Source organism: Microbacterium sp. HMH0099 (assembly GCF_049384025.1).
In the GTDB taxonomy this organism is placed as follows: Bacteria; Actinomycetota; Actinomycetes; order Actinomycetales; family Microbacteriaceae; genus Microbacterium.
Genome location: NZ_JBMRJR010000004.1, coordinates 182,780 through 209,155, shown reverse-complemented (window position 1 = coordinate 209,155; position 26,376 = coordinate 182,780). Strand labels below are relative to the sequence as shown.

General features: G+C 73.1%; 30 protein-coding genes. 19 read left to right on the top strand and 11 right to left on the bottom strand.

The genetic code is table 11. From position 1 onward, the window contains the following. Nucleotides 1–47: 47 nt before the first annotated feature. From ACO03V_RS11095 to ACO03V_RS11085, 3 genes are all read right to left on the bottom strand, one after another. A complete protein-coding gene (locus ACO03V_RS11095; RefSeq protein WP_423137626.1) occupies nt 48–998 on the bottom strand; it encodes an ABC transporter permease in 951 nt (316 codons plus the stop codon). Beyond that, complete coding sequence (locus ACO03V_RS11090; RefSeq protein WP_423137625.1) at nt 995–2,509, bottom strand: ABC transporter substrate-binding protein; 1,515 nt, start codon at nt 2,507–2,509, stop codon at nt 995–997. Before ACO03V_RS11090 ends, ACO03V_RS11095 begins: the two co-directional genes overlap by 4 nt. A 146-nt stretch (nt 2,510–2,655) precedes the next feature. Beyond that, complete coding sequence (locus tag ACO03V_RS11085) at nt 2,656–3,576, bottom strand: alpha/beta fold hydrolase (protein ID WP_423137624.1); 921 nt, start codon at nt 3,574–3,576, stop codon at nt 2,656–2,658. 150 nt (nt 3,577–3,726) lie between these two features. Between ACO03V_RS11085 and ACO03V_RS11080 the strand changes: the two genes are divergently transcribed. Genes ACO03V_RS11080 through ACO03V_RS11070 form a run of 3 tightly spaced genes read left to right on the top strand, consistent with a single transcriptional unit; the run spans nt 3,727 to nt 5,520 of the window. Beyond that, nucleotides 3,727–4,278 carry a carboxymuconolactone decarboxylase family protein gene (locus ACO03V_RS11080; protein WP_423137623.1) on the top strand — a complete coding sequence of 184 codons (552 nt, stop codon included), beginning with the start codon at nt 3,727–3,729 and terminating at the stop codon, nt 4,276–4,278. Further along, nucleotides 4,275–5,021 carry a tyrosine-protein phosphatase gene (locus ACO03V_RS11075; RefSeq protein ID WP_423137622.1) on the top strand — a complete coding sequence of 249 codons (747 nt, stop codon included), beginning with the start codon at nt 4,275–4,277 and terminating at the stop codon, nt 5,019–5,021. The genes ACO03V_RS11080 and ACO03V_RS11075 overlap by 4 nt, the downstream gene beginning before the upstream one ends. 34 nt (nt 5,022–5,055) lie before the next feature. Then, nucleotides 5,056–5,520, top strand: a complete 465-nt coding sequence (locus ACO03V_RS11070; RefSeq protein ID WP_423137621.1) for an SIP domain-containing protein — start codon at nt 5,056–5,058, stop codon at nt 5,518–5,520. 39 nt (nt 5,521–5,559) lie between these two features. On the opposite strand, the gene ACO03V_RS11065 is transcribed toward ACO03V_RS11070, so the two are convergent. The 4 genes from ACO03V_RS11065 to ACO03V_RS11050 form a co-directional block, all read right to left on the bottom strand. Continuing rightward, nucleotides 5,560–6,015 carry a Fe-S oxidoreductase gene (locus ACO03V_RS11065; RefSeq protein WP_367729970.1) on the bottom strand — a complete coding sequence of 152 codons (456 nt, stop codon included), beginning with the start codon at nt 6,013–6,015 and terminating at the stop codon, nt 5,560–5,562. Beyond that, the gene (locus tag ACO03V_RS11060) at nt 6,012–6,824 is read right to left on the bottom strand and encodes an arginase family protein (protein WP_423137620.1); all 813 of its coding nucleotides are present in this window, start codon (nt 6,822–6,824) and stop codon (nt 6,012–6,014) included. The genes ACO03V_RS11065 and ACO03V_RS11060 overlap by 4 nt, the downstream gene beginning before the upstream one ends. Before the next feature lie 73 nt (nt 6,825–6,897). Continuing rightward, nucleotides 6,898–7,650 (bottom strand): PspA/IM30 family protein, encoded by a 753-nt coding sequence (locus tag ACO03V_RS11055; RefSeq protein ID WP_423137619.1) that lies wholly within the window; start codon nt 7,648–7,650, stop codon nt 6,898–6,900. Nucleotides 7,651–7,742: 92 nt separating this feature from the next. Beyond that, nucleotides 7,743–9,761 carry a TPM domain-containing protein gene (locus tag ACO03V_RS11050; RefSeq protein WP_423137618.1) on the bottom strand — a complete coding sequence of 673 codons (2,019 nt, stop codon included), beginning with the start codon at nt 9,759–9,761 and terminating at the stop codon, nt 7,743–7,745. A 151-nt stretch (nt 9,762–9,912) separates the two neighbouring features. On the opposite strand from ACO03V_RS11050, the gene ACO03V_RS11045 reads away from it, so the two are divergent. From ACO03V_RS11045 to ACO03V_RS11030, 4 genes are all read left to right on the top strand, one after another. Further along, nucleotides 9,913–10,746 (top strand): DUF3097 domain-containing protein, encoded by an 834-nt coding sequence (locus tag ACO03V_RS11045; protein ID WP_423137617.1) that lies wholly within the window; start codon nt 9,913–9,915, stop codon nt 10,744–10,746. 95 nt (nt 10,747–10,841) lie between these two features. Then, nucleotides 10,842–11,561: a tRNA (guanosine(46)-N7)-methyltransferase TrmB gene (gene trmB, locus ACO03V_RS11040; RefSeq protein WP_423137616.1), complete on the top strand. Its 720-nt coding sequence runs from the start codon at nt 10,842–10,844 to the stop codon at nt 11,559–11,561. After that, the gene (locus ACO03V_RS11035) at nt 11,558–12,439 is read left to right on the top strand and encodes a CPBP family intramembrane glutamic endopeptidase (RefSeq protein WP_423137615.1); all 882 of its coding nucleotides are present in this window, start codon (nt 11,558–11,560) and stop codon (nt 12,437–12,439) included. The genes trmB and ACO03V_RS11035 overlap by 4 nt, the downstream gene beginning before the upstream one ends. A gap of 184 nt (nt 12,440–12,623) precedes the next feature. Beyond that, nucleotides 12,624–13,928, top strand: a complete 1,305-nt coding sequence (locus ACO03V_RS11030; RefSeq protein WP_423137614.1) for a hypothetical protein — start codon at nt 12,624–12,626, stop codon at nt 13,926–13,928. 82 nt (nt 13,929–14,010) lie between these two features. Here the strand turns inward: ACO03V_RS11030 and ACO03V_RS11025 are convergent, their stop codons facing one another. Continuing rightward, nucleotides 14,011–14,280, bottom strand: coding sequence for a hypothetical protein (locus tag ACO03V_RS11025; RefSeq protein WP_367730056.1), 270 nt, complete (start codon nt 14,278–14,280; stop codon nt 14,011–14,013). A gap of 108 nt (nt 14,281–14,388) precedes the next feature. Here ACO03V_RS11025 and ACO03V_RS11020 point away from each other — a divergent pair, with 108 nt between their 5' ends. From ACO03V_RS11020 to ACO03V_RS11000, 5 genes are all read left to right on the top strand, one after another. After that, nucleotides 14,389–15,573, top strand: coding sequence for a sensor histidine kinase (locus ACO03V_RS11020; RefSeq protein WP_423137613.1), 1,185 nt, complete (start codon nt 14,389–14,391; stop codon nt 15,571–15,573). Nucleotides 15,574–15,745: 172 nt separating this feature from the next. Further along, a complete protein-coding gene (locus ACO03V_RS11015; protein WP_367730060.1) occupies nt 15,746–16,249 on the top strand; it encodes an SRPBCC family protein in 504 nt (167 codons plus the stop codon). Then, nucleotides 16,246–17,757, top strand: a complete 1,512-nt coding sequence (locus tag ACO03V_RS11010; protein WP_423137612.1) for a phytoene desaturase family protein — start codon at nt 16,246–16,248, stop codon at nt 17,755–17,757. Before ACO03V_RS11015 ends, ACO03V_RS11010 begins: the two co-directional genes overlap by 4 nt. Before the next feature lie 2 nt (nt 17,758–17,759). Then, on the top strand, nt 17,760–18,584 hold the full coding sequence (locus ACO03V_RS11005; protein ID WP_423137611.1) for a DNA-formamidopyrimidine glycosylase family protein: 825 nt from the start codon (nt 17,760–17,762) through the stop codon (nt 18,582–18,584). 9 nt (nt 18,585–18,593) lie between these two features. Then, entirely contained in the window at nt 18,594–19,664 is a 1,071-nt protein-coding gene (locus ACO03V_RS11000) for a spore photoproduct lyase family protein (RefSeq protein ID WP_423137610.1), read from the top strand. A 9-nt stretch (nt 19,665–19,673) separates the two neighbouring features. Here the strand turns inward: ACO03V_RS11000 and ACO03V_RS10995 are convergent, their stop codons facing one another. From ACO03V_RS10995 to ACO03V_RS10985, 3 genes are all read right to left on the bottom strand, one after another. Continuing rightward, the gene (locus ACO03V_RS10995) at nt 19,674–19,835 is read right to left on the bottom strand and encodes a hypothetical protein (protein ID WP_367730132.1); all 162 of its coding nucleotides are present in this window, start codon (nt 19,833–19,835) and stop codon (nt 19,674–19,676) included. 235 nt (nt 19,836–20,070) lie between these two features. Further along, complete coding sequence (locus ACO03V_RS10990) at nt 20,071–20,412, bottom strand: hypothetical protein (RefSeq protein WP_367730134.1); 342 nt, start codon at nt 20,410–20,412, stop codon at nt 20,071–20,073. A gap of 1 nt (nt 20,413) precedes the next feature. Continuing rightward, entirely contained in the window at nt 20,414–20,779 is a 366-nt protein-coding gene (locus ACO03V_RS10985; RefSeq protein ID WP_367730136.1) for a hypothetical protein, read from the bottom strand. A 119-nt stretch (nt 20,780–20,898) separates the two neighbouring features. On the opposite strand from ACO03V_RS10985, the gene ACO03V_RS10980 reads away from it, so the two are divergent. The 7 genes from ACO03V_RS10980 to ACO03V_RS10950 all read left to right on the top strand — a co-directional run bounded on the left by ACO03V_RS10980 (nt 20,899) and on the right by ACO03V_RS10950 (nt 26,241). Next, a complete protein-coding gene (locus ACO03V_RS10980) occupies nt 20,899–21,453 on the top strand; it encodes a MarR family winged helix-turn-helix transcriptional regulator (protein ID WP_367730206.1) in 555 nt (184 codons plus the stop codon). Beyond that, a complete protein-coding gene (locus tag ACO03V_RS10975; RefSeq protein WP_423137609.1) occupies nt 21,450–21,629 on the top strand; it encodes a hypothetical protein in 180 nt (59 codons plus the stop codon). Before ACO03V_RS10980 ends, ACO03V_RS10975 begins: the two co-directional genes overlap by 4 nt. Before the next feature lie 133 nt (nt 21,630–21,762). Then, a complete protein-coding gene (locus ACO03V_RS10970; RefSeq protein ID WP_423137608.1) occupies nt 21,763–22,119 on the top strand; it encodes a hypothetical protein in 357 nt (118 codons plus the stop codon). A gap of 184 nt (nt 22,120–22,303) precedes the next feature. Further along, nucleotides 22,304–24,844, top strand: a complete 2,541-nt coding sequence (locus ACO03V_RS10965) for a bifunctional lysylphosphatidylglycerol flippase/synthetase MprF (protein ID WP_423137607.1) — start codon at nt 22,304–22,306, stop codon at nt 24,842–24,844. Between the two features lie 161 nt (nt 24,845–25,005). Continuing rightward, nucleotides 25,006–25,296, top strand: coding sequence for a hypothetical protein (locus tag ACO03V_RS10960; RefSeq protein WP_367730217.1), 291 nt, complete (start codon nt 25,006–25,008; stop codon nt 25,294–25,296). Between the two features lie 73 nt (nt 25,297–25,369). Further along, entirely contained in the window at nt 25,370–25,822 is a 453-nt protein-coding gene (locus tag ACO03V_RS10955) for a hypothetical protein (protein WP_423137606.1), read from the top strand. Nucleotides 25,823–26,067: 245 nt separating this feature from the next. Next, nucleotides 26,068–26,241, top strand: a complete 174-nt coding sequence (locus tag ACO03V_RS10950; protein ID WP_367730221.1) for a hypothetical protein — start codon at nt 26,068–26,070, stop codon at nt 26,239–26,241. The last annotated feature ends 135 nt before the right edge of the window (nt 26,242–26,376 follow it).

The window sequence follows — 26,376 nt, the reverse complement described above, 5'->3', positions numbered from 1 at the left end:
GCCGCCGGGCGTGGAGGCCCGCTCGTCGCGGCGGGGGTCGGTCGCGCTCACGAGGCCTCCCGTTGCCGCGGGTCGATCAGGCGGTGGACCAGGTCGACGAGGAATCCGACGACGAGGACGAAGCCGGTGAGGGCGAGCAGCTCGCCCTGGACCTTGGGCAGGTCGCGGGTGGCCACGTCGGTGACGAGCATCCGTCCGACGCCGGGGAGCGTGAAGAGCTGCTCGATGACGACGGCCCCCACGACGATCCCGGCGATCTGCAGGCCGAGCACGGTGATCACCGACAGCCCCACATTCGGCAGACCGTGGGTGAGCAGGGCGCGGGTGCGCGTGAGCCCCTTCGCGGCGGCGGTGCGGACGTAGTCCTGCCCGATCGCCTGCAGCGTCGCGCTGCGGACGAAGCGCAGCAGCATCGCCCCCTCCACCACCCCGATGGTGAGGGCCGGCAGCACGAGCGCGCGCAGCGCCGCGGCCGGGTCGGCCCACCCCGCGCGGGGGAAGCCCTGCGGCGGCAGCCAGCCCAGCCACACCGCGAAGACGACGACGAGCATCATCCCCGCCCACACCACCGGGACGGCCGCGAGCGCCTGCGCCCCGACGCCGATGGCCGTTCCGTCGGCGCGGCCGCGGCGGATCGCCGAGAGCACTCCGAAGGGCACGCCGATGACGAGCGCGACGAGGAGGGACATGATCCCCAGCGGGACGGTGACCTGCGCCTTGTCCCCGAGCTCGGCGGCGACGGGAGCGCCGGTGAGCAGCGATGTGCCGAGGTCGCCGCGCAGGAGGCCCCCCACCCAGTCCAGGTACTGCACCGGCAGCGGCGTGTTCAGTCCGAGGCTCTCGCGCAGCGCCTCGACCTGCGCGGGGGTGGACTCCGTGCCGGCGATGAGCTGCGCGACGTCGCCGGGCAGCACGCGCAGCGAGACGAAGATCAGCACGCTGGCCACGGCCAGGCCCAGCACGAGCAGGCCCAGCCGTGTCAGCGCGTAACGGATCACTCCGCCGAGACCGTCGTCTCCGCCAGCGGCATCCGCACGTTCAGCGAGTTCTGCGGGAAGTTCGCGACGTGCGTGCCGACGGCGGCGATCGGCGTGGAGAGGAACAGCCAGTCGGCGGCGTCCTCGTCGGCGACGATCCGGGCCGCCTCGGACAGCAGTGCGGAGGACTCGTCCTCGTCGGTGGTGGCCAGGGCGCGGGCGTAGAGGTCCTGGACCTCGGCGTTGTCGTAGCCGAAGTAGTAGTCCGGGTTCGCCCAGTTGCCGAAGTCGCGCGCCTCCACGTGGCGGACGAAGCTGAGGTCGTAGTCCTTGTTCTGGAACACGTCCTGCAGCCAGGCGGGGAACTCGACGGAATCGACCTCGAGGGTCACGCCGATGTCGGCGAACGACGACACCAGGAACGTCGGCAGCGTCGTGTCGTAGACGCTGGGGATCGTCAGGGTCAGGTCCAGGTCGGAGACGCCGGCCTCGGCGAGCAGCTCGCGTGCGCGGTCCGGGTCGTACGACAGCGTGTCCGACAGGTCCTCGTAGCCGGGGTCGAGCGGCGGGATCGGACCGTAGAGGGTCTCCCCGGTGCCGAGGGCCTCGACGAGGGCGTCGTGATCGATCGCCAGGCGCAGCGCCTCGCGCACGCGCTCGTCGTTCAACGGCGCGCGCTGGTTGTTGAACGCCAGGGTGCCCTTGTCGGTGGTCAGGCCCGTGCGCAGGTCGAAGTCGCCGCCCTCGAGCTGGCTCTGCAGCTCGGGGTCGACCTCCAGCGCGACATCGACGTCGCCGCTGACGGCCGCGTTCACCGCGGCGCTCTGATCGGGGATGTAGTCGAGCACGACCTCCGCGACGCCCGCCGGGTCGCCCCAGTAGTCGTCGTTGCGCTCGAGCACGAGGCTGTCGCCGGTGTTCCACGACTGCAGGCGGAAGGGGCCGGTGCCGTTCGCGGCGGTCGCGAGGTCGGTCGTGTCGCCGGAGTTGAAGATCAGACCGGCGCGGCCGGTCAGCGCGAAGAGGAAGTCGATGTTCGGCTGGGCCAGCGTGACGACGACGGTCGAGGCGTCCGGGGCCGTGATCGACGAGACGCCGGCGAGGTCCGCGCTGCCTTGCAGGGTCGCGTCGTCCTTGGTGCTCTGCAGCGAGTCCACGACGTCGTCGACGGTCAGCTCGCTGCCGTCGTGGAAGGTGACGCCCTCGCGGAGAGAGAAGGTGTAGGTGAGGCCGTCGTCCGACACGGTCCACTCGGTGGCGAGGGCCGGGGCGATCGAGACCGTGCCGTCCTCGGCGCCCTCGCGGGTCACGAGCCCCTGGTACACGTTGTCGATGAGGGCCTGCTCGAGCGCGGCGCCGTTCGTCCGGCGGATGTCGAGGTTGGTGGGCTCGAGCGTCAGGCGCACGGTCAGCGTCGCGTCCGGGTCGGGCGTGCCGGTCGCGGTGGGGGCGTCCGAGGTGCCGGTGCAGGAGGTCAGCACGAGCGCTCCGAGGAGGAGGGCGCTCGTGGCGAGGGCGGTGCGGCGCAGCATTGCGGGGGTTCCTTTCGCAGGCCGAGGCATCCGGGTGCTGTGGGATGCCGTGCAGGGGTGGTGACAGCCTACTTTCACCCGCATAGGCTCGATGCCGTGTGACGATCGGCGACAGCGGCCCGTCGCGGGCACCGGACGTCGGCCGCTCAGCGCCCGTCGATGATGTCGCGGAGGAGCGCGGCGAGGGCCGCCGGATCCTCCTCGTGCAGGTTGTGGCCGGTGGGCAGGGCGTGCACGGCGGCGCCGGGATGGCGGCGGAGCAGCTCGTCCGCGTCGGCCGCCGTGACGAAGCCGCGCTCGCCGCGGACGAGGTCGAGGGGCGTGCGGACCGCGGCGAGGTCCTCCCAGCCGGTCTCCGTGGGGACGGCCCGGACCGCGTCGGGCGTCCCGGTGTCCGCCGAGCCGCCGGCGGCGGCGGCCGCGGCCAGGTGGGCGAAGTGGTGCTTCCACTCCACGCGCCCGTCCGGGCGCACCCGGGAGTTCAGGAAGACGCCGCGCGCCGCGGCGGCGCGCGACCCGCCGAGACCGAACGACAGGGCGCGCTCCACCAGCTCGTCGCGGGAGGCCCAGTCGGTCGGCCCGGCGAAGAACGCCCGGATCTGCGCGGGACCGGCGCTCGGGTCCACGCCGGGGGTGATGTCCAGGACGATCAGCCGCTCGACGAGGTCGGGCCGCGCCGCCGCGACCGCCGCCGCCGTGAGTCCGCCGAGCGAGTGGCCCACAAGCGTCTGCGGCCGGCCGGTCCACTCCTCGAGCGCGGCGACGACGTCCGGGGCCAGGACGCGCGCGACGTACGCCGCGTCGTCGCGCCAGGACGAGTTGCCGTGGCCGGGGAGGTCGAGCGCGAGGGCGGGGAGGCCGAGATGCAGGAGCGTCGTGTCCCACGTGTGCGCGTTCAGCCCCGCGCCGTGCAGCAGGGTCACCGCGGGCGGGGCGTCGCCCCAGGCCAGTCCGCTGAGGACGCGCCCGTCGGGGAGCGACAGGGTGCGGCGCTCAACGCGGGGGAGCGGCGCGGCCGCGGCGGCGGCCTGGGCGGGCAGGAACGAGAACTCGTCGTCGGCGGGCACCCGCCCACCCTTCCACCCCCGTCGCCGAGGCGCCACCGGTCCTTAGTGCTGCCTGGGGCGCTGACTTGTCGCAGATGTACGCCCGGACACAGTCGCGACGTACATCTGCGACAAGTCAGTGTGGGCGCAGCACGGGCCTAGGCTGTGGCCATGGGCGAGGAACGTCGCGTGCACCTGTCGAAGAAGGCCCCCGAGGCGTATGCCGCGTTGCGCGCGTTCTCCACCACGGTCGGCGGGCTCGCCGCCCGCGCCGGCATCGACGCGCGGCTGCGCGAGATCGTCCAGATCCACGCGTCGCAGCTCAACGGCTGCGCCTACTGCGTGCGCGTGCACGTGGAGGCGGCCGTCGCCGCCGGCCTCGACGCGGACGTCATCGCGCAGATCGCGACGTGGCGGGAATCCGGCGTCTTCGACGAGCGCGAGCGCGCCGCCCTGGAGCTGACGGAGTCGTTCGTCTTCATCCACGAGGACGGCCTCCCGGACGAGGTCTACGACCACGCCGGCGGCATCCTCAGCGAGGAGGAGTACGTCGCGCTCAGCTGGATCCTCGTCGCCATCAACGCGTTCAACCGCGTCGCGATCGCCGGCCGCTACCCGGTGCCGCCTCGCTCCGGCGACACGGCCGCCGTCGTCGGCGGCACGCCTCCGCCGGCGACCACCGCCCCGCGCACGCCGCACGCCCATGACGGGGCCGCGACGTGACGGCATCCCTCGTCTCCGGGGCCACCAACTTCCGCGACGTCGGCGGCCTGCCCGCGGGGGAGGGGCGCACCCGCCCGGGCGTCCTCTTCCGCTCCGGCAACCTGGTGGGCCTCGACGACGACGGCGTCGCGACGATGCGGAGCCTCGGCATCCGGCGGATCGTCGACCTGCGCGACGACGCCGAGGTCGCCCGCTCGCCGAGCCGCCTCGACGACCTCGCCTGCGAGGTGCAGCGCGTGCCGCTCTTCCTCGGGTCCGTCGCCTCCTTCTTCGCGCGCGACCTCAGCCTCGAGGATCTCTACTCCGCGATCGTCGAGGAGTCCGCCGACCGCGTCGTCGAGGCCGTCCGCGCCATCGCCGCGCAGCAGCCGGTGCTCGTCCACTGCACGGTCGGCAAGGACCGGACGGGAGTCACCGTCGCCCTCGCGCTCGCCGCGGCGGGGGTCGACCGCGAGGCGGTCATCGCGGACTACGCCCGCACGGAGTCGATGCTGTCGCCGGAGCGCAACGCGCACGTGCTGAAGAGCATCCGGGCGGTGTACCCCGACAACGTGCACGCCGAGGACCTCGCCAACCGCTCGCCCGCCCCGGTCATGCGGGCCCTCCTCGACCGCCTCGACCGCGCCTACGGCTCGCCGGCCGGGTATCTCCGCGCCCACGGGATGACGGACGCCGAGCTCGCCGCCCTCCGTGCGGTCCTGGTCGACGGAGGACCGCCGGTTTCCGAGCTGGAACACAGGTAAGGCAACCCTTCATCCGGGGTATGATGGTCGCATCATGGTTCCCCCCACCGAGCACAACGACGCCGCCTGCCGTGCGTCGCGGCACACCCGTGTCCAGCACCTCGTGACCGCCGACGAGACTTCTCTCGCCGAGCTCGACGCGCTGCTCGCTACGCTGCCGGTCTGCTCGACCGGCCGGGTGTTCATCGAGGTTCCGGATGCCACCTGGATCGGTGTCGTCACCGCGCCTCCGCGCATGACGGTCAGCTGGCTCGACCGTTCGCGCCGCGGCGGAGCGCCCGGGACCGGGGCGACCTGCGCCCCCGGCCAGGCCGTCGTGCGGGCCGTCTCCGGGTGGGCCGGCGAGATGCTGTGCTGCGACGACGATGCGACGCGCGTCTTCCTCCTCGGCGCCTACCTCGGCACGGCCGAGATCGTCGACGACCTGACCCACCGCCACGGCGTGGACGCCACGGCGATCCACACGCCGGCGCGGTTCGGTCTGGCCACCTCCCGCTGACCGCCGGCCGCTCCCGCGAGGGGTGGCATCCCGTCGTCCTCAGGACCCCCGCGGGACGTAGTTGCCGTCGATGAGTCCCGCCTCGATCTCGAAGCGGTTGCGGAGCGGATCGCGGCCCGCCAGCCAGTACAGAACGGGCATGAGGAAGCCGTAGCGGCGCCATTGGCGTTCGTGCACGGCCTCGTGCCGGAGCACGGCGTCGGTCGGACGGGCGTCACCGGTGAGGAAGCAGTCGCCCACGCAGACGCCGCCGCGGGGGAAGGCCCACGTCGGCATTCCCCGGAACACCCGGAGGCCGTTGCGGTGCTCGACACGTCCGGTGCTCCACAATCCGCCCCAGACGCGGCCGAGCGCGCAGCCGTACCAGTAGCCGACCCGGCTGATCGGCGAGTCCAGCAGCACGGACGGGATCAGCCGATCCCACCGGCGGCCTCGGCGGACGGCGGCGTCCGCGCGCTCGCGCCAGTCGGCCGGGGGCGTCGGGATCGGGCTCATGCGAGCGCCCCGATGATCCGCAGGATGGTGCCGAGGTCGTCGACGGCCGCGGTGGGCGACGACGGGGAGAACTCCGTCAGGCTCGCCCCGGCCAGGGGGAGGGTCTCGCGCAGACGGCGGAGGGATGCCACGAGGTCGGCCGCCGGCACGCCGAACGGCTCGGGCAGGGCGACGCCGGAGATCTCGGCCGGGTCGAGGACGTCGAGGTCCACGTGCACGAAGACGCGGGAGGCGCCGGTCGCGAAGACGGCCTCGGCGAGGGCGGCGGGGTCGGCGAGATCGCTCGCCGACAGACGGCGAAGGCCGTTCTCGGCGGCGTAGCGGACCTCCTCGGCGGCCATCGTCCGCGTCCCGGCGAGGACGAGCCGGGAGGGAGGGATGCCGGGGGACAGGCGCAACAGCTCCTCGCCTTCTCCCGCGACGGCCCGGAGGACCATGCCGTGGAAGGCGCCGCTCGGACTGGTCTCGGCGGTGTGCAGATCCGCGTGGGCGTCGAGCCACACCACGGCGAGGTCGTCGCCGGCCACGGCGGACACGGCGGCGAGGGTGACGCCGGAGTCGCCGCCCACCAGGACCGTCTGGCCGTCGCCGGAGCCGAGAGCGTCCTCGATGAGGGCGCGCATGCGCACGAGCGCGCTGAGGCGGTGCACACCGGTGCCCTGGGCGTCGCCGGCCTCGGGCAGGGGATCGAGGACGGTGGTCGAGGCGCGGGGCAGGTCGCCCGCGATCGCCTCTGCACCGTCGATGAGCTGCATCGCCCGCGACGAGGAGGATCCCTGCCACTGCGGGGCCACGACGAAACGCGTCATCCGGTCACTCCCGGGGAGAAGGACGGGAGCGCACCGCCCGGCCGACGCCGACGATGCGCTCCCGCAGGGTCGATCAGAGGTCGGGGCTGGGGGCGTCGATCGCCGCGCGCTGGGGGCCGCCGGTCTTCAGCGCGGCCAGCCGCGCCTCGACCTCGGTCAGCTCGCCGACGTCCTCGAGGGCGTTGAACTGCGCGTCGATGCTGGACGCGGCCAGCTCCTGCTTGCCGGCGGCGAGGGCCTCCTCGCGGCGGATCTTGTCCTCGAAGCGGCCGAGCTCGCTGGTAGGGTCCAGGACGTCGATCGACTTCACGGCGTCGTGGACCTTGTTCTGGGCCTCGGCGACCTTGGCCCGGGCGAGGAGCTCGCTGCGCTTCGACCGCAGCTGTTCGAGCTTGGCCTTCATGCCGTTGAGCCCGTCCTTGAGCTTGTCGACGACCTCGGTCTGCGCGGCGATGGTGGGCTCGGCCGACTTCGCCTCCGACTCGGCGGTGATCTGACGCTGCAGCGCGATCTTGGCGAGGTTGTCGAACTTGTCGGCCTCGCCGGCGTTGCCGGACGCGCGGAGCTCGTCGCCCTTGCGGCTGGCGGCGAGGGCCTTGCTGCCCCACTCGGCGGCGGCCTGGACGTCCTCCTGGTGGTCGCGCTCGAGCAGGCGCAGGTTGCCGATGGTCTCGGCGATGGCGGACTCGGCGTCGGCGATCGAGTTCGAGTAGTCGCGGACGAGCTGGTCGAGCATCTTCTGCGGGTCCTCGGCCTGATCGAGGAGCGCGTTGACGTTCGCGCGGACGAGGGTCGAGATGCGACCGAAGATGGACTGCTTGGCCATGCGGGGTGTTCCTTCCTGAGGGAGACGGTGTCGAGTCTGGTGGCGGATGCTACGAGTTTTCTGTGTCCGGCCGGTACGGCCACGGCCGGGGATCAGCGGCGGCCCACCCGTCCGCCGCCGGCTCGGGCGCGCCCACCGCCGCCGAAGCCTCCGCCGGACCGGGAGCGCCCGCCCCCGCCGCCGAAGCCGCCGCCGCGCGACGACCCGCCGCCCACGAGACCGCCGAGACCGCCGAGCCCGCCGCCGCCGAAGCCGCCGCGGCGACCGCCGCCGAGCAGCGCGTTGACGGCCATGCCGCCGATCATGCCGGTCAGCAGGTCGGACCCGCCGCCACCGCCGACGGCGCCTACGTCGTTCTGCGCGAGGGAACCGGCCTGCGCGGCCAGCTGCGCGGAGCGCTGGGCCGCCGCGAGGGACGACGCCGGATCGGCGGCGCGCAGCTGCTCCGCCTGGACGAGGGCGGATGCCGCCTCGGCCAGACGCGTGCGCGCCGTCACACCTACCGCGCCCCGGCGGGCGGAGATGAAGTCCTCGGCGGCGGAGACCTGCGCCCGCGCCTGCGCGAGGGCGGCGTCGACCTGTGCCGCTGCCCGTCGCTGCCGCTCGTCGGCATCCCGGGCGCGGGCGACGACCTCGTCGAGGGCGGCGTCGGCGGCCTGCAGCCCGGTGAGGGCGCGCATCGGGTCGAGCCGGTCGGGCGTCAGCGCCTCGCGGGCGGACGCGAGCTGCGCCCGCGCCCCGGCGACCGCACCGGCCACACGCCCGTCGGCGTCGGGGACGGCCACGGCGCTCGCGATGCCGGCCTCGATCTCGGCGATCAGGTCGGGCGCACGGCGCTCCGCCGCGGCGAGGTCGGTCGACAGCGTGGTCACGGCGCGCTCGAGCGTCTCGGCCTCGCCGACGGCCGTCTGCGCGGCGCGGATGGCGACGGCGGCCTCGCCGCTCCGCCCGGCGGCGACGGCGGTGCGGGCGGTGTCGGCCTGGACCGCGGCGAACTCCAGGCGCGTCCGGGCCTGGGCGGGGTTGTCGGCGACGGCCGTCAGCGCGTCGGGGGCGTACCGTCCGCGGAGCCGGGCCAGCTCGGCCTCGGCGGTGTCGAGGGCGGCCGCGGCCGCGGCGCGCCGCTCCTCGGCCCGGGCGAGAGCGGCCGGGGCGTCCGCCTCGAGGGCTCGCAGGTCGTCGAAGTCCGCCGCCTTGGCATCCAGGGCCTCATCCGCCGACCCGCACAGCCGGAGGATCTCGAGGTAGGCGGCGCGCTGCTGCTCGGGGGTCTCCGGGGTGTCGTCGTCGAGCGACTGCTGGAGCGCGAACGCGCGGTCCAGATCCGCCTGGGCGCGTGCCAGCACCTCCGCGAACGGCGCCGCGACATCCTCGCCGAACTGCGCGCGGGCGAAACCGAGCTCCTGCTCGCTGTCCTTCAGGGCGTCGTCGGTGGCCACGAGCGCGGACCCGGCGCGGCGCGCGAGCTCCTCGACGCTCTCCTGCGGAGCCTGCGCCGTCGCGGCGGCGCGACGGCGGCGCAGCCCGAACCACAGCAGCCCCCCGCCGATCAGCACCACGAGGGCCACGATGAGCAGGACGGGGCCGAGACCGCCGCCGGTCCCGCCGGCCGTGCTGCGCGCCGCCGCCTGCTCGGTCTGCAGGCCGTCGGCCGTGGCCGTCGCCGCGCCGACCCAGTCGGACTCCGCGAGGCGGGGGGCGATGCGGTCGTTCTCGATCGCGGTGAGCTGGTCGGCCGACAGCTCGCCGTCGTCGACGTCGCCGGACAGGTAGAAGCTGCTCCCGACCTCGTCGACGGCGACGCCCAGCACGTACTGACGGGGTCCGAGTCCGTTGCGGTTGGCCGTCTCGTTGGCCCAGTCGGCGGGGTCGGTCGGCGAGGCGAAGGCGTCGACGTAGACGACCCAGAGGTCCAGTCCCGTGTCCTGCGACAGGCGCTCGAGGCGCTCCTCGACCTGGGCCTCCTGTGCGGTGGTCATCACGTCGGCGCGGTCCACGACCCACGACGACCCGAGCGACGGCGGCGTCTCGGCGACGGCGGCCGTCGGGGCGCCCAGCAGCAGCGCAGCCGAAAGTGCCGCCACGATGCGCGTCGTCTTCGCCGCCCCCATGCGTCCGCCTTCCTCCGCCGATCCGTTCAACTCTATAAACCCCCGCCGACAGGGGGGAAGGCCGATGCGTCCGCTCACAGCGCACCCCGTCGGCGCGCCCCCTCCGCCCGCCTGCGCGGGCCGCCTAGGCTCGGACGCTCGGAGGTGCGGGATGGACGATCGCTACGGGACCGACGTGCTGGCCCGGGGGTGGCGCGAGGCGGGGCGGACGAAGGTCGGCCGCGTGGAGGCCGCCGTCGACCTCGTCGTCGAGGTCGCCGGGGACGGGTTCTGCGGCGCGGTCACCCGCTTGGAGGGGATGAACGTCGAGCTGGAGGACCGATTCGGCAAGCGACGTCTCTTCCCCCTGGGCGGCGGCTTCCTGGTCGACGGCGCGCCCGTCGTCCTGACGCCTCCCGCCGCGGCCCCGAAGGGACGCACGCGCACCGCCTCGGGCTCGTTCGCCGTCGACGACCCCCGCGCGCGCACGGCGCGGGCCAGCCGCATCTTCGTGGAGGGCAAGCACGACGCGGAGCTCGTGGAGAAGGTGTGGGGCGCGGACCTGCGCGCCGAGGGCGTCGTCGTGGAGTTCCTCGAGGGCGTCGACCTGCTGGAGCAGACCCTGGATGCCGAGCCCCCGACAGCCGAACGGCGATACGGCGTGCTGGTCGACCACCTCGTCCCCGGATCCAAGGAGTCCCGCATCGCCGACCGGATCATGGCGGGCCGTCATGGGGCCCACCTCCGCATCGTCGGGCACCCCTTCGTGGACGTCTGGCAGTGCGTGACGCCGCGAGCCCTCGGCATCCGCGCCTGGCCCGAGGTGCCGCGCAGCGTGGAGTGGAAGGTCGGCGTCTGCCGGGCCCTCGGCTGGCCCGCGGAGGAGCAGGCCGACCTCGCCCGTGCCTGGCAGCACATCCTGTCCCGCGTCACCACCTTCCGTGACCTCGAGCCGGCGCTGCTCGGTCGGGTCGAGGAGCTCATCGACTTCGTGACCGTCCCGTGAGCGGCCGCAAGCGCGCCGTCGCGTCCGACGCCTCCGCGGCATCCGGGGCCCCTCTCGCGCCGTCCGCGTCGGAGGGGACGCCTACCCTGGATGCCATGGACACCCCCGTCTTCCGCGACAAGCCGGTGTCGTTCGTGCGCCGCAGCGGGCGCATGTCCGAGGCGCAGGACCGCGCCTGGGCCGACCACTCGCCCTTCTACCTGCTGCCGGTGGAGCGCGGCACCGCCGCGACGAGCGTCCGCGCGGGCACCGTCGTCGACCCCGCGGAGGTGTGGGGCCGCCGCGCGCCGCTGACGGTCGAGATCGGGTCGGGCCAGGGGCACCAGATCGTCGCGGCCGCCGCCGCCCATCCCGACCGCGACTTCCTCGCCGTCGAGGTCTTCCGGGCCGGGCTCGCCCGCACGATGCTCGACGCCGACCGGGAGGGGGTGCGCAATCTGCGCCTCGCGGAGGCCAACGCACCCGAGGTGCTCGAGCACCTGCTGCCGGAGGGCTCCGTCGACGAGCTGTGGGTGTTCTTCCCGGACCCCTGGCACAAGAACAAGCACACGAAGCGACGGCTCATCGCCCCCGACTTCACCCGCGTCGCCGCACGAGCGCTGCGCCCGGGCGGCGTCCTGCGCCTGGCGACGGACTGGCAGGACTACGCCGATCGGATGCGCGACGTGCTCGACGAGGCCCCCGACTTCGACCGCGCCTTCGCGGGGGAGTGGGCCGAGCGCTTCGACGGGCGCGTGCTGACCGCGTTCGAGCGCAAGGGCCTGCGCGTCGGACGCGACATCCGCGACCTGACCTACACCCGGGTCTCCCCGTGACCGCGCACACCGCGGTGCCCGTGCACGAGCGTTCCACGTGGACGCCGAAGCTCGTCCCGGCGCTGCTGGTGTGCCTCGCCGCCCCCGCGCTCTTCGTCGTCCAGGTCGTGTGGCTCGGGTGGGTGCTGCTCGTGCTGGCCGTGGCATCCGGGGTCCTCGTCGACCGCCTGCGGGCCGTGCCGGTCCTGCCGCCCGCCGGGGCGCGCCGGGGGACCGCCGAGCCGAGCATCGCCCGCGACGTGTCGCTGGTCGCGGTCGGTCAATTCATCGTCAGCCTCATCCCGTTGCACGCCGAGCTCGACGACGCGGCCTTCGTCCGCTTCACCCTCGCGCTCGGCGGGGCCGTCGTCGTCCCGTACGTCGTGTCGCGGTTCGTCTACCGGGACGACGCGATCCGCTTCCCCTGGCGCGGCGGCGGACGCTGGACGTGGTGGCAGTGGGCGTGGCTGGCGGGTGTGATCGTGCTCGGCTACCTGATCCTGCCGTTCTACTTCATCACCTCGGGCGTCTACATGAACTGGCCGGTGGTGGACACCCCGGACCTCATCGCGCGCCTGTTCGTCGGGGTCGGCGCCGTCGGCATCTGGGACGAGCTCTTCTTCATCTGCACGGTGTTCGTCCTACTGCGCCGCCACTTCCCCGACCTGACGGCGAACCTGCTGCAGGCGATCGTCTTCGTGTCGTTCCTGTGGGAGCTGGGCTACCAGGCGTGGGGGCCGCTGCTGACGGTGCCGTTCGCGATCGTCCAGGGCTTCCTCTTCTTGAAGACCCGGTCCCTCTGGTACGTCGTGACGGTCCACCTCCTGTTCGACGCGGTCGTCTTCGGCGTCCTCGTGCACGCGCACAATCCCGGCGCGGTGAGCATCTTCCTCATCTGATTCGGGATGCCGCCCCTCCCGCTTCCGGCAGGGGGATGAGAGCGGGGGTGAAAACGCCTGACCGGGGCTTCTTCAGAGAAGTCAAGCAGGGGGAATGTCCGGGTGCATCCGCTACCATCTGGCCCAGATGCACTTCCCGGGCCCGACAACGTCGTCACCTCGCCCTCTTCTTGAAAGGTTCCGAGTGAGCGCACCGCCGAGCCAGCTGTCCCCGCGGACGGTCCCGACCCGCCTCGGCGACCGCGGACGCCGCCTCCTCGACTCCCGCGCCGGCCGCGCCCTGCGCGAGTACGCCGCGGACGTCCTGCGGAAGCCGCAGGGCGTCGTCCCCCTCGAGCGCGGCGCCTTCACCAAGGTCCTGCTGCTGTGGGCCGTCGCCCGCCTCGTGAACGTCGGGATGCTGTGGGGCTTCTACTCCATCGCGAAGGCGGGGCGCTGGGGCTTCGGCCCGGACGACGAGCGCCTGGGCACCTTCTTCGACTACCTCACCGGCTGGGACGCCGACCGCTACGGGCAGATCGCCGCCCAGGGCTACCCGACCTCGCTGCCGATGAACGTCTCCGGCGACATCCTGCCGAACAACTGGGCGTTCCTGCCCGTGTTCCCGTTCCTCATCCGCACCCTGTCGGGAGCCACGGGGCTGGGGTGGCAGGTCGTCGCCGTGCTGCTGAGCGTCGCGGCGGGCCTGGGCGCCACCTGGCTGCTGTTCGTGCTGCTGCGCACCGTCACCACGCCCCGCTCCGCCTGGTGGGGCACGGTCATCTTCTCGTTCGCCCCCCTGTCGTTCATCATGGTCCTCGGCTACAGCGAGGGCCTGTTCATGATGCTGATGTTCGCGTCGATGCTGCTGGCCATCAGACGGCAGTACATCTGGATCCTGCCCATCGGGCTCGTCGCCGCCTACACGCGTCCCGGGGTGCTGGCGCTCGCGCTCGGCCTGGGCATCGTCTTCGCGGTCCGCTTCTTCCGCCGCCGCGTCGACCCGTTCCCGTTCCGCGAGTGGGCCGGGCTGTTCGTCACCGGCATGGGCCTCGCGGCGGCCGGTCTGTCCTGGAACCACATCGCCCAGGCGGCCACCGGCACCCACAACGCCTACATCCGCACCGAGATCGGGTGGTGGATCGACTTCGTCGGCAACGACGAGTTCATGCCCTTCACCCCGTGGTTCCGCCAGGCGGGCACGTGGCTCGGCCCCGTCGGCATCCTGATCGTCGTCGCGATCGTGGTCGGCTTCGCCATGCTGATGTGGTCGCGCCCGGTCCGCCGCCTCGGCCTGATGGTCGTCGCCTACAGCTTCAGCTACGGCCTCTACCTGTTCGCGGTGTTCCTGCCGCAGCAGAGCACGTTCCGCCTCATCATGCCGATGGCACCGCTCTTCGGCGACGAGCGCTGGTCCTCGACGCCCCGGCGGCGGACGGCGATCCTCGCGGGATGCCTCGTGCTCCAGGTCGTCGCGATCCTCCTGCTGTGGACGCGGGGCAATCCCTGACCCGCACGTCCGCATGACGATGCCGCCGCGGAGGACCGCGGCGGCATCGTCGTATCCGGGCCCGCGGTGCGGGCGGGAAGGCTCAGTCGGGACGACCGCCCGGGTCGACGGCGTCGATCATGTCCTCCTCGACGGCGTTGTCCGCGTGCAGCTCGTCGGACGAGACGGCATCCCCGTCGTCGTCGGCGAAGGCGCCCACGGGCTCGGGGGAGGGCTCGGGCGGCAGGGGGACGGTCGGCTCGACGGGGTTCGGCGCCGTCGGCTCGACCGGGTTCGGGGCGACGGGCTCCGCCGGGGCCCCGGGGACGCCGGGCGCGGTCGGGTCGGTGGGGACGGGGGTGGAATCGCTCATCCCCACACTCTCGTCGCCCGGGCGCCCGCACGCGAGGGTCTTGGACTTACGAAGGGAAGGGTGTAGTCCCCTAGGCTGACCTCACTGGGGAGCTCGAGGGGAACGGCTGTGTCCACAGCGCACGATGTGACGCGACGCGAGGCGATCGCGCAGTACCGACTGGTCGGGGAGGCGCCCGAACCGGACCTGCAGGGCCTCGTGGAGCTCGCCGCGACGATCTGCGGCGTCACGACGGCCGTCATCAACATCATCGACGACCGGATGCAGCATCAGGTCGCCGCCGTCGGCATCCAGGCGGCGAGCTGCTCCCGCGAGGACTCGATGTGCGCCGCGGTCATCTCCCGCCCGGGTCGCGTCGTCGTCTCCGATGCCCGCCTCGACGAGCGCTTCGCCGCCAACCCCTTCGTCACCGGCGTCATCGCGAACGTCCGCTTCTACGCCTCGAGCCCCCTCATCACGCCGTCCGGCGTGGCGATCGGCACGCTGTGCGTCTTCGACGACGAGGTGGGGGAGCTCTCGGCGGCCCACGGCCACGCCCTCGACCTGCTCGCACACCAGGTCATCGACGTGCTCGAGCTGCGCCGCATCACGCGCGACCTCGCGGAGTCCAACGCCCAGCTCGAGCAGTTCGCCGCGCAGGTCAGCCACGACCTGCGCAACCCGCTCACCGCGCTCTCCGGTTTCCTGGAGCTCGCCGCGGACAGCCCCGAGATGGCGGAGGCCCCCCGCGCCGCGCAGTCCCTGGCCCGCGCCGAGGCCGCCGCCGGACGCATGACCGCCATGGTCACCGACCTCCTCGACTTCGCCCGCATGGGCGGCGCGCGCCCGCAGTTCAGCGACGTCGACGTCGCCGACTCGGTGGACGCGGTGCTCGAGGACCTGGACGGCGCCCTCGTCGAGACGGGTGCGCAGGTGAGCGTGGATGCCTCCGAGTTCGTGCGGGCGGACGCGACGCTCTTCCGCGTGCTGCTGCAGAACCTCATCGCGAACGCCGTGAAGTTCACCGTGGCGGCGGGGCGGGTCCCGCGGGTCGAGGTGCGCCTCGAGGCCCTGCCCGACGGCTGGCGGCTCACCGTGGACGACAACGGCGACGCCATCGAGCCGGAGCTGCGCGAGCGCATGTTCGAGCCGATGCAGCGCGGCCACGACGCGGACGTGGCGGGCATCGGCATCGGCCTGGCCACGTGCCGGCGCATCGTCGAGGCGCACGGCGGGCACATCGGCCTGGATGAGGCGCCGACCGGCGGCACGCGCGTGTGGATCGTGCTGCCGCGCTCGCCGCGGGAGCGCTGAGCCGCGCAGCTCGCGTTACCCGCTGCGGCGGGTGGGGCGCAACGGTCGAGGCGGTCGGCGCAGCGGTGCGTAGCGTGGCATCCAGGCGCCCCGACCGACGTTGTCCGCCGGTCCGACGCCTGCGCGGCGGGTCCACCGCCGTGACGACGACGACGAAGGGCAGGATCGTCCCATGGCACGCAATGTCCGGGTGATGCGCTGCACCCCCGAGGACGTCTTCCGCGTGCTCGAGAACGGCTGGCTCTATCCGCTGTGGGTCGTCGGCACCTCCCGCATGCGCGACGTGTCGGAGGACTGGCCCGCCGAGGGCGCGACCCTGCATCATTCGTTCGGCTCCTGGCCGATCGTCACCAACGACCGGACCGTGGTGCGCGTGTGGGATCCGCCGCGCCGCGTGGTGCTCGAGCCCCACGGCGGACCGATCGGCGTCGCGCGCGTCGCGATCGACGTCAAGCCACGCGGCGACACCTGCGTCGTGCGGATCCAGGAGGAGCCGGTGACCGGACCGACGAGGCTGCTGCCCGACGTCGTCTTCGACGCCGTCACCCGCTGGCGGAACGCCGAGACGCTCCACCGACTGGCGTACCTCGCCGAGGGCGGTGCCCCCGGCACGTCCGGCGGGGCGTCGGCGCTCGGCCACGTCTCCACCGCCGAGGAAGAGCCGGTCGACCGATGAGCGAGGGATACGACGCGATCATCGTCGGGTCGGGCCCGAACGGCCTGGCCGCCGCGGTCACGCTGGCGCGGTCGGGTCTGTCGGTCGCCGTCTACGAACGGGCCGACACGTTGGGCGGTGCCGCGTCCACCGCGGAGCTGACCCTGCCCGGCTTCCGCCACGACGTGGGCTCCGCGGTGCACCCGCTCGCGTTCGAGTCCTGGTTCTTCCGCGAGTTCGCGCTCGAGCGCCGGGTGCCGTTCGTCCGGCCCGAGGTGTCGTACGCGCATCCCCTGGACGGCGGCCGTGCCGGCCTCGCCTTCCGCGACCTCGCGCGCGCCGCAGAGGGGCTCGGTGTCGACGGCCCCGCGTACGAGCGGCTCATGCGCCCCCTCGTGGACCATCTGCGCGGCGTCGCCGACTTCACCGGCAACGCCCTGCTGCGGGTCCCCGGAGACCCGCTGGCCGCGTTCTTCTTCGGCATCCGCTCCCTGGAGCAGGGCGGGCCGTGGTGGAATCAGCGCTTCCGCGACGAGGTGGTGCCCGCGCTGATCACCGGCGTCTCGGCGCACACGATCCTGCACCAGCCGAGCATCGCCGCCGGCGGCGCGGGCCTGGTGCTCGCGACTTACGGGCACGGCCGCGGCTGGCCCATCCCCGTGGGCGGCAGTCAGGCCATCGCCGACGCGATGATCTCCGACGTCCGCGCCCACGGCGGTGTCTTCCACACGGGCACGGAGGTGACCTCCCTCGACGAGCTGCCCCCCGCCCGCGCGGTGCTGCTCGACGTCACCCCCCGCGCTCTCGTGCGGCTGGCGGGATGCCGGATGCCGTCCGGCTACCGCCGCAAGCTCGAGCGCTTCCGCTACGGCGGGGGCGTGGCGAAGGTGGACTTCGCCCTGTCCGAGCCGGTGCCGTGGACGAACGCCGACGTCGCACGCGCCGGGACGGTGCACATCGGCGGGACACGGGCCGAGGTGGCCGCGGCTGAGAACGCCGTCGCGCGGGGAGAACTGCCCGACGCGCCGTACGTGCTCGCGGCGCAGCCGACGCTGTTCGACCCGACCCGCGCCCCGGCGGGGAAGCACGTGCTCTGGGCGTACACCCACGTCCCGCCCGGCAGCCCCGCGGATCGCGAGGAGGCCGTCGTCCGTCAGGTCGAGCGCTTCGCGCCCGGCTTCCGCGACACGATCCTCGCGTCGACCTCTCGCACCGCCGTGGACATCGCCGCCTGGAACCCCAACTTCCCCGGTGGCGACATCTCCGCCGGCGCCCCCTCTCTTCCGCAGCTGCTGGGCCGTCCCGTCTACAGCCCGGACCCCTGGCGTACGCCCATGGACGGCGTGTACCTGTGCTCGTCCTCGACGAGCCCCGGCCCCGGCGTGCACGGCCTCGCGGGGTGGCAGGCGGCGCTGAGCGCACTGCGCCACGAGTTCGGCACACGCCTGCGGCCGGACCTCGCCCCGCGCGAGGAGTCGCTGCGCGACATCGATCCCGGTGCGGCGTCGCGGCGCGACGCGACCCCCTAGCCGTGCCCGAGGGCGACAGCGTCTACCGCCTGCGGATGCGGCTCGACGCCGCCACGCGGGACCGTGTGGTCGTCGACGGCGAGCTGCGCTCCGGCAACGCGGCCGGCCGGTCGCTCGCGGGGGAGCGCATCGTCGGCTACGACACGCACGGCAAGCACCTGCTCACCCGGTTCTCGGGGGGATCCACGCTGCACACGCACCTGCGCATGCAGGGCAGCTGGACCGTCACCCGTCCGGGACGGCGTCTGCCGGCGTCGGCGCGCGAGACGGCGCGCGTGCGGCTGCGCCTGGACGACGGGCAGGAGGTCTGGGGACTGGACCTGCCGGTCGTGGAGCTCGTCCCCACGGCGCGGGAGGACGACGTCGTGGGCCGGCTCGGTCCGGATCCCCTGCGGGACGACTGGGATGCCGCCGAGGCCGTGCGCCGCCTCCGTCGCGATCCTGCCCGTCCCGTCGTGGCGGCACTGCTCGACCAGACGCGGATCGCCGGGCTCGGCAACCTGTGGGTCAACGAGCTCGCGTTCCTCCGCGGCATCCATCCCTTCGCCCCGATCGGGCGGACGGACCTGGACGCGCTCGTCGCCCTGGCCGCTCGGTGCCTGCGCCTCTCGGCCATGGTTCCCGGGATGTACCAGGTCACGACGGGGGACCGCCGGAAGGGGGCCTCGCACTGGGTCGCCGGCAGGGCGGGGCGGCCGTGCCTGCGGTGCGGCACCCGGGTGCGGGTGCGCGACGAGGTCGCGAACGACCCCGAGCAGCGGCGGACGTGGTGGTGCCCGCGGTGCCAGCCCCTGCCCGACGGGGGCGATGTCGGAACCCCCGAGTAGAACGGACGTATGTCCGTCACTCGCGAGAAGCTGCTCGGCGTCACCCGCATCTACGCCGAGGACGCGGCGCTCGAGCTGGAGCGCGGACGGGAGATCGTGGCCCGCTGGCCGGAGGCCGAGATCGTCCCCGTGGCATCCCACTGGCAGATCCCCGAGGTGCACGGCGACGAGGCCAACGTCGCACGGTGGATCCGCATCAAGACGGAGGCCCTGGTGGTCGGGGTCAAGAAGAGCGTCGTCACCCGCGTGAACGGCCGCTCGGCCGACTTCATCGCGCCGTCGCTGTCCAACGGGTGCGCCATGGCGTGCGCGTACTGCTACGTGCCGCGCCGCAAGGGCTACAGCAACCCCATCACGGTCTTCGCGAACGTCGACCAGATCAGTCGGCACCTCGCCCGTCACATCGCCGCGCGGGGCCCCAAGACCGAGCCGAACCAGTGCGACGACGAGGCCTGGGTGTACGACATCGGCGAGAACGGCGACTGCTCTGTAGACGCCCTCATCAGCGAGAACGTTCGCGACGTCTGCGAGCTGTTCCGGATGACGCCGACGGCCAAGGCGTCCTTCGCCACCAAGTTCGTCAATCGCGACCTGCTCGACTGGGACCCCGCCGGCCGCACGCGCATCCGCTTCTCCCTCATGCCGGCCGCCACGGCGCGGGTCACCGACCTGCGCACGTCGCCCATGGCCGAGCGGATCGCCGCCATCAACGACTTCGTCGACGCGGGCTACGAGGTGCACGTCAACTTCTCGCCGGTCATCCTGACGCCGACCTGGCTCGCGGACTGGCGCGAGCTCTTCGAACAGCTGGATGCCGCCCTGCACCCCCGGGCGAAGGCCCAGCTCGCGTGCGAGGTGATCTTCCTCACGCACAACGAAGGCCTGCACGAGGTCAACCTTGGGTGGCATCCGACCGCCGAGCAGCTCCTGTGGACGCCCGCCGCGCAGGAGGAGAAGCGCTCGCAGAACGGCGCGACGAACGTGCGGTACCGTCACCCCCTCAAAGCGCAGAGCGTGGCGGCCCTCACCGATCTCATCGCGACCACGCTGCCGTATTGCCGGGTGCGCTACGCCTTCTGAGGCGCGCGGTCAGTCGATCTGACCGGTGGGGGAGTCCGCCTGGGTGGAGGCGTCGTCCGCGGCATCCTGAGCCGCCGCGCCCTCCTCGGGGGACTCCGATCCGGCACCGTGCGCGTCCGCGCCCGGCACGTCCTCGTCGTCCGGTCGACCCGTCGTGTCGTTCGTCGTCATGGCTCTGCCCTTCTTCCTCCGGCCTCACCCGGGCGCGGTCCCGAGGCACGGGATGCGGGCCGGATCGTCCGAGACCTGCACGGTTCCACACGTGACGCCGGGTGTACACCCCCTGGCGCACCCCGGTGCCGCGGCTCAGAGAGGTGCGACGCCGTAGCGCACGCGGAACGCGGCGGCGGCCGCGTCCTCGAAGTCGTCGGCCTCGTCCCGGAGGTCCTCGCCGTTCATCTGCGCCTCACAGGTACGGCGCAAGAGCGCCGGCGGTCAGGGCGAAGGCGACGGCCGTGGAGCCCGCGGCGGTCGCGACGACGAGTGGGGTCCGCTCCAGACGACGACGGCGTGCGGAGTTCGCCGGGTGCATCGTCGTGCGGAGGGACGCCTTGGCGGCATCCAGGGTCTCGTAGCGTCCGACCGGGATGCCGTGGCTGTCGCGGGCGACGAACCCGCCCGCCACGGAGTCGACGCATCCGAAGTACTCGCCGCCGCGGTCGGCGACCCAGAAACCCGTGTCGACCTTCGCCCACAGCACGCGAGCGGTCGAGATCGGGGTGATCGTGGCCGATGTCGGGGAGGTCACGTCAGGCTGCCGTGGTGAGCGAGCGACGCAGCGGAGCGGCCGACGGGCGGCCCATGTCCTCGACCTCGGGGATCTGCGCGTCGAGGTCGACGACGAGGCCGGCGGAGGAGTTCGCCAGGTCGGCCATGTTCTTCAGCGTGGGGGCGTGCAACTTCTCGGCCTCGGCCGACTCGAAGACGAAACGGAGGGGGATCGAAGGCTGCAGCCACAGCGTGGTGCGACCGGCCTCGCCGTCGAGGTGACGCCACGACATCGTGAAGCTCTCGCCGCGGCGGAGCTTGGTCGCGGTGACGACCTTGAGGTGGGCGAGCAGACGGTCGGGAACGGCGATCGGCTCGGTGGTGGCGCCGTAGAACAGGTGGCCCATGGGATCTCCCTTCGTGAAGCGGTTGCTGTGATCCGAACATACTCGGTTAGTAACTAGTTTGTCTAACTATTCGTTTCGCGGTATGCTCCACGTACAAACGAACGGAAAGGGGAGTGACCATGACCGACATCGAGACGGCTCCTCGCGTCCCCGCCTCCGCGGAGACCACCCCGTCGTCGACCTACTGGTACGGCCAGGAGAGCGCCGACCGGCGCACCCGCAGCAAGGCCGTCCTCGAGGCGCTCCGCGTATACCGCGCAGCCGAGATGGCCATGCGCCGTCGCACCCGCGAGTCCATGTCGATGGGCGAGAACGAGCTGCTCGTGCTGCGCTACCTGCTCCGCGACCCGAGCCGCGGGGTGCGCCCGGGCGAGCTGACGCGCTATCTCGGCCTGTCCACCGCCTCCACGACCGCCATCCTCGACCGTCTCGAGCGCTCCGGTCACCTCACCCGCGTGGCGAACCCCGCCGACCGGCGCAGCATCTTCGTCCGCGCGACCGATCGCGCCCACGTCGAGGTCCGTCAGACCCTGGGGAATATGCACGATCGCATGCTGGCGGCCGTGATCGACATGAGCCCCGAGGAGTCGGGTGCCGTCGTGGCCTTCCTGCAGCGCATGAGCGAGGCCGTCGACGGCGTCGCGGTCGAGTCCGACGCGCACCCGTCATCGTGATCTACGTGCTCGTCGGCGGACCCCGCGACGGACAGCACGTGGACGACCTGCCCCGCGGATACCGCCTCTCCCTGGAGGAGCCGCCACCGGAGCGGTTCGCCGAGTTCGAGACCGTCCGGGCCGTGTGGCACGAACTGGATGCGGCGATGCTGCGCGGAGTCCAGCGCCGGGAGTGACCGCCGCGGCGCTCGACGCGCCCTCGCACGCGCCTGGCATCCGTCGCACCGTGGAGGTGGGCGCGCGTACCCCACCGGACCCGGAGGGTGCAACCCGCCCTCCCGGCCGTGGCCCGAGCCCCAGGCTGTGACCATGCGATGTGTGACCTACGCCGGAGAGACCGTGAAGACCACTGACGACGTCGCCGCGTCGCTCGTGGAGTTGACCGCCGCCGTGGCGAAGGAAGGCCAGGCGGAGGCCGTGAGCATCCCGATCGTGACCGAGGACGGCACGGTCGCGCAGGCGGAGCTCGTGATCGGCGTCGGCAACGACGTCCTGTCCGCGCCGGTGGACTGGACGGGCGAGGAGCCCGACTTCTCCCGGGCCGCCGCCGAGCTCACGCAGCATCGGCTCTTCCCCCGCACCCAGCTCCGTGCCGTCGAGCCGGACGAGCGCGACGGTGCCGACGAGTCGATCGACTGGGACTTCGACACGCCCACGCAGGCGTAACCGCGGGCCGGGGGATCCCCGCCCGACGGGCGGCATCCGGCCACGCCGGGTGGCGAGGGGTGAATACGCCGGGTGGCGGGGGTGAATAACCCCGCGGACGGATGCCACGGGCGTACAGCGGTCATGAGGATGGGGAGTCGTCTCCGAACCCGGGGGGACGATCCCGCACCCGAGTGGAGATCCCATGACCCCCACAGCCGTCGTGCCGACCGTACCCGCGACGCCCCCCGCCGCGGACGGTAGGAATCCCGTCGTCACCGCGTCGCCGGCGGCCGCGTGGTGGCGACGCGTGCCGTGGGTGGCGGTCGTCCTCACGCTGACGGTCGTCGTCGTCAGCACCGTGATGCTCATGCGCGACACCCTGCCGTGGCGGAACGCCTACGACCTCCGGGCCGTCGGTCTCGCGCTGTTCACCGTCGATTCGTGGCGGCGGCTGCTGGTCGTCGCTTCCGTCGTCCTCCTCGTGACCGCGGCGGCGGAGCGGGCGATGGGCGCTCGCCGGGTGGTCCTGGCCTACCTCGGCGGAGGGCTGTTGACCTCGCTCGCGGGCTTGGCGCTCTCCACGGTCGAGCGGAGCGTCCTCGCGGTGCTTCCGCTCAACGACGAGCCCCTGTCGGGCGCCCCGCCCATCGCCGCGGCGATCGGCGTGGCCATGGCGGCCAGCTGCTTCGCCCGTCCGCTCTGGCGCCGTCGCGTGCGGCTCGCCTTCACCCTGCTCGCGGTGACCCTCTTCCTGTATTCGGGCACAGCCGACGACCTGTACACCCTCGTCTCGCTGCCGGTCGGCCTGCTCATCGGGCGTCTGAGCGGCGGGCGGGGGGCGGGGCTGCGCGTCCTGCGGAGCTCGCACCACGAGACGCGGATCCTGCTCGCGGCCGTCACCGCGATCAGCGCGATCGGGCCGGTCATCGCGACCGTGTGGGGCGTCGGCTACGGGCTCATGACGGTCTACGGCTACCTCTCCTACGACCCCCTGACCTTCGTCGACGGACAGCCCTGCTCGGTGACCTCGTCGGTCGTGCCGTGCCCCGACGGCGAGGTCTACGCGGAGATGCAGCCCGACGCGGGGTGGATCGCGGCCCTGCCGATGCTGCTGCTGGTGGTCTGCGCCTGGGGCATCCTCCGCGGCCGGCGCGGGGCGCTCAGCATCGCGATCGTCGTCGAGCTGTGCGCCTTCGTCGGGCTGTCCCTGCAGTTCCTCGTCTTCAGCCCCGGCACGTGGGACGCCGTCTCCCAGATCCGCAGCCCCACGATCGGCACATCGGCCGTGCAGTACCTGATCGGACTCGGCGTGGCCGCCCTGACACCGCTCGCGGTGGCGCTCGTGCTCTTCCTGTCGCGGCGCGCGGTGCGCGTGGCGTCCGCGCCGGGGGCCCGCTCGGTCTTCGTCGGGACGGTCGTCGGCGGAGGCCTCCTCGTCCTCGTCGTGACGCTGCTGTCGATGCTCGTCGTGAGCGATCAGTTCCGTCCGTGGGCGAGCGTGCGCGACATCGTCGCATCCCTGCCGCTGCGCCTCCTGCCCCCGTCGCTCCTGCCGTACGACTCGGCGACGTTCGTCCCCGTGAGCGGGTGGGCGCAGGCGACGTGGTATCTGCCGTCGGTCCTGTTCTGGATCGTGTGCATCGTGGCATCCATCCGCCTGGTGACCAGCGGCGGCACCGTCGCGCACTCTGGGGACCGCGCCCGCGCGCGCGAGGTCCTGGAGCGGGGCGGCGGCGGATCGCTCGCGTTCATGACGACGTGGTCCGGCAACGCGTACTGGTTCGCGCCCGGTCTCGACGCCGCCATCGCCTACCGCGTCCACGGCCGGATCGCCGTCTCCCTCGGCGGAGCCTTCGGCGCGGACCGCTCCCACCCGGGCGTCGGACGCGGCTTCGTCGACTACTGCGGCGAGCACGGCTGGACCCCGGTCTTCTACAGCGTCGACGACGTCGAGCGTGCGGCGCTGGCGGACCTCGGCTGGCGTGAGACGCAGGTCGCCGAGGAGGCGCTGCTGGACCCGCGCACGTGGACGCCCGCGGGCAAGAAGCGGCAGGACGTCCGCACCGCGACGAACCGCGCGCAGCGGGAGGGCGTGACCGCGCAGTGGACGAGCTGGAGCGCCCTGTCGTTCGTGGACCGCGCGCACGTGCGCGAGATCTCCGAGGCGTGGGTCGCCGACAAGACCATTCCCGAGATGGAGTTCACGCTCGGCGGAGTCGACGAGCTCCTCGACCCCGCCGTCCGTCTCATGCTCGCGCGCGACGCGGACGGACGCGTCATCGCGGTCACGAGCTGGCTGCCCGTCTTCTCCGCGGACGGCGTCACCGGCTACACGCTCGACGTGATGCGCCGGCGCGACGACGCGATAAACGGCGTTATGGAGTTCGTCATCGGCGCGGTCGTGGAGCAGGCGAAGGAGGAGGGGTGCGTGACGCTGAGCCTGTCCGGCTCGCCCCTCGCGTTCCATCGCAGCGAACACGACGCGGACCGGGATGCCGTCGAGCGTCTGCTCGAGACGCTAAGCACGCTCCTCGAGCCGGCGTACGGGTTCCGTTCCCTGGCGAACTTCAAGAAGAAGTTCCAGCCGGAGCACGCCGCGGTCTGGATGCTGTACCCCGACGCCGCGCAGCTGCCGGCCATCGGCATCGCGCTCGTGCGGTGCTACGTCCCGGGACTCACGCTGGGGCGGGCCGCCCGCCTCGGCATCGGACTGCGGGCGTCCTCCCGGGCGACGCGGGCCTGAGCGTCCCCGCCTCCCCCGACCGGGGGAGGAAATGGTCCGCACGGAGGATGTGCCACCGCGGCGCGCGGGCGAGCATGGAGTCCTCGCCCGTCCACGCCGACCCGCGGAGGCCCGATGAACCTCGCCGATACCCCCACCGCCTCCGTCGCGGAGGTGCGGGCATGAGCCGACTCGGACCGAGGGATGCCACCTCCCCTCTCGAGCGGGAGCGCTCGGCATCCATCCGTCTCGCCGCCGAGCGGCTGGCCGCCTTCGTGGGCAGCACGGCGGACGGCGTCGAGGCCGCGGCACGGGCGGCCGAGGCGGCGCTGCGGGGCGCGGTGTCGTCCGGAGCGGGAGTGGAGCGCGTGTCGGCCGAGCTGGAGCTGAGCCCGCGCGCGCTCCGGGCGATCGTCGACGGGTCGGTGCGTCTGCGCTCGTTGCATCCGGACGCACGCCTGCGGCCGAGCTGACCGGCGGCACGCGCCGCGACACGACCGTCGGAGAGTACGCTCTCGACATGGCCCCCCTGGCATCCCGGCGATCATGAGCTCCGGATCGCGCTTCGAGTGGGGCGGCATCGGACCCGGCCGTGCCGACTACGTGAGCGCTCCCGAGGCGCTGGCGATGCTGGACGTGCTCGTCGTCGCGCACGCGGACCTCGAGGTCGAGACCGGCGTCTCGGCCGGGAGCGCCTGGGCGCGGCTCGCGCGCGGCGAACGGTGGGCGAGGGTGTCGACGCCGGGATCGCGGTGGTTCAGCGTCAACGTCGACACGCGTCATCGCGTTCAGCTGGTCGATGAGGCCTCGTCGAAGGACGAGAGCGCCCGCCTGCTGGCGGTCTACGTCGAGATCGCCGCCGCCTACGTGCGCAGCGACGAGCGTCCCCGCCGGTCGGGGCTCCTCGGCGGCTCCACGCTCGCGGTCGAGGTGGACGGACGCGAGGTCCTGCTGACGCAGTCCTGGACGGACCGGTTGCGCGGCGTGCTCGGGCGCTGACCTGTCGCGAATGCCCGCCGTGAGCGGCGTGTGGCGTGCATGTGCGCCATGTCACCGCCGTGGCATCCCGGTTCCCCCAGGGCGCTGACCTGTCGCGAATGCCCGCCGTGGGCGGCGTGCGGCGTGCATGTGCGCCATGTCACCGCCGTGGCATCCCTTGCGCGGTGACGGGCGGGGGTCAAGCGGTTGGGGAGGGGCGGGGCGGCGCGACAGGATGGTGCTCCGCTTCGACGAAGGGACACCCCATGAGCGACCCCCAGGACAGCGCGCCCGCCGAGGACGCCGACACCCTCGCCGACGACCCGACGGTCGCCCCGAGCCAGGAGACCGACCCCGACGAGGGGGCGAAGGCCCCGGCGAAGGACGACCCGAACGCCGACCACCAGGCCAGCGGCATCGGGGTCATCGGCGACGAGTGACCGGCCGCCGTCCTGCGGAGTCGTGAGGCGACACGCCGCGTCGCGGCACGGCCAGACGGCGTGGCGGACCCGGACTCCGCAGGACGGCGCGGCGGACGCCGGCCCGGACCCGGACTCCGCAGGACGGCACCGGCG